Source organism: Endozoicomonas sp. ALB115 (assembly GCF_049310245.1).
Lineage (GTDB): Bacteria > Pseudomonadota > Gammaproteobacteria > Pseudomonadales > Endozoicomonadaceae > Endozoicomonas.
Window position 1 is genome coordinate 1 of the sequence record NZ_JBLYZG010000161.1, and the last position, 2,346, is coordinate 2,346.

Annotated in this window: 2 protein-coding genes; both read right to left on the reverse strand. The window is 48.6% G+C overall.

Annotation, left to right across the window (positions count from 1 at the left end; all coding sequences use genetic code 11):
- Positions 1-1,185: hypothetical protein (locus ACO6VE_RS24305; RefSeq protein WP_422464058.1), on the reverse strand; the 1,185-nt coding region annotated here is incomplete at its 3' end.
- A gap of 224 nt (positions 1,186-1,409) precedes the next feature.
- Positions 1,410-2,346: RAP domain-containing protein (locus tag ACO6VE_RS24310; RefSeq protein WP_422464060.1), on the reverse strand; the 937-nt coding region annotated here is incomplete at its 5' end.

Genomic DNA, 2,346 nt, shown 5'->3' on the forward strand with positions numbered 1-2,346 from the left:
GTTGTCCACCAGTTTCGCCATGGCCCACAGCAGGTTGGCGATATGCTGAGGAATAAATTGGTCTTTCTGTGCGTTCACGAGGGGCAACAGCACGGCCACAGCCCCTTTAAGCACTGGTGTCTGCTTCTGGCCGTTGTCCACCAGTTTCGCCATGGCCCACAGCAGGTTGGCGATATGCTGAGGAATAAATGGGTCTTTCTGAGCGTTCACGAGGGACAACAGCGATGCCACGGCCTCGTTGAACTCTGGTGTCTGCTCCTGCCCGTTCTTCACCAGTTTCGCCATAGCCCACAGCAGGTTGGTGATTTCCTGTGGTTTAAAGTGAGCTTTCTGTGCATTCACGTTGGGCAATAGGCTGGCCACGGCCTCATTGAGCCCTGGTGTCCGCTCCTGCCCGTTGTCCACCAGTTTCGCCATGGCCCACAGCAGGTTGGCAATATGCTGAGGAATAAATTGGTCTTTTTGTGCGTTCATGTGGGGCAACAGTGCGGCCACAGCCTCGTTGAGCCCTAGTTTTCGCTCCTGCCCGCTGTCTACCAGTTTCGCCATGGCCCACAGCAGGTTGGCGATTCCCTGGGCATCAATATCCCTGGCTTCAGGTTTTTGGTTGCACTTGAATATTATTGCATCAAATAGCGTTGACAATAAGTTAGCCTGAGTAATTTTAACTCGCTCATCCATGGGTTTAGGAAGGGCAAAAACACCTGCTGAAGTGAATGAGTGCAGTGTTGTCGTCAGGCTTCGCCAATTCCAGCTCCGCGTTGCTGTGAAATTTTGCAGCACACGCATCAGCTGGCTTTGTTCCGCTCGATTTAACGGTCTTTTAGCAGTTGACGTGTATTTTTTAATTGAACTGGCATATAGGCCGTGATCTCTCCCATCATAGCGATGACCGAAACGGTGCGATTTACTCACCAGGCCAGCCATTATTTCCTGTTGGGTGAGCGCATTAAAATCTTGAGCAGGATTTACTGAACGGCGTAGTAGATATTGAGAAGAGTATGCGGTAGAAGATTGGTAAAATTCATTACGCCTTGGGGCTGTGCGGGGGGGAGGATCCCATTGTCTGACTGTGTTATGTCTGTATCGTCCGCGCCTTGAAGAAGCGGCATGGTCATTTGGTTGGTTGTAATCATTATTTGATCTTGTGTATTGACCACTGATACCAGCAGAGGTTCTATCCATAATTATATTTCATTAATTAATGAAAATATAAAAAGCAGACTGCGGTTTTGTTCAAAAGTTCATTTTGCTACAACGTCTATAAACGTAAACGGTTGGGGAAACACATCTACTCCTGATGCCATCAACCCGTTATTTTCAAATCATCCGGGGCAACAGGTGTTCAACACTGGCATTTCTTTCCGGCGTGTGAAAACGGATCTAGAGTCATGATAGGAGGAAGGCAATTACTGGTTGTTTGTTTTCTTCCTCTTTGCCGGTTTACCGGTTTGCTCATCTGAATGTTCTTCGGCAGTCAGGTAACCGTGATCTGAGGGTTGCCTGCCTCTATCAGCAGTAACGTATGCCTGATCTGCCCACCTTCTTTTAAGTGATACAGAGCCATGACGTTGTGACGAGATGTCTACCCTGGCCTTTATTTGATCAATACATCGTTTCATTGAATCCCGGTTCCAAAGCATGTTAATCGGGATTTCAATGACCCCAAATCCTGATTTTCTCAGCAGTGCGATTTTCAGCAGAGTCGAACCATTCCTGGTTTTGAAATCACCACCCACGTAATGAGAGGGACCCTGAACTTCAATCACCATGTTGTGATCTGGCAGTAGCAGGTCAACCGGAGGTAATGAATTCAGACTCTTTTCTTCTTCAATCTTCAAAGATGGAATGTGGGATTGGAGTTGTTCACGGAAGTCGGATTGAGGTTTTGAAATCATTATCTGGTAATGGGGGACGACCGGACACGCTCTGCCAAGCCAACTTGCGGCCAGGGCAATGGTGCGTTGATCCTCTTCATTGTGCAGGAATGTATTTTTCAGACGGGTAAAAAGGTCATCCATGGGCTTTTCAAGCACGTGATTTTTATTGGCATTGGAGACCAGAGACAGCCTGGCACAGCAGACCATTACTCCCCAGAGAGACATCAATATGGCTTTCTGAGAGAGTTGAGGGTTTTCACTGATTCGGTACACCAGCGACTCGAACGTGGATGTAACCACGTTCAACTCAACGAGCTCACCCAGTTTCGCCATGGCCCACAGCAGGTTGGCAATACCCTGTTGTTTAAAGTTAGCTTTCTGTGCGTTCACGAGGGGCAACAGCGCGGCCAGGGCCTCATTGAGCTCTGGTGTCTGCTCCTGCCCGTGGTCCACCAGTTTCGCGATG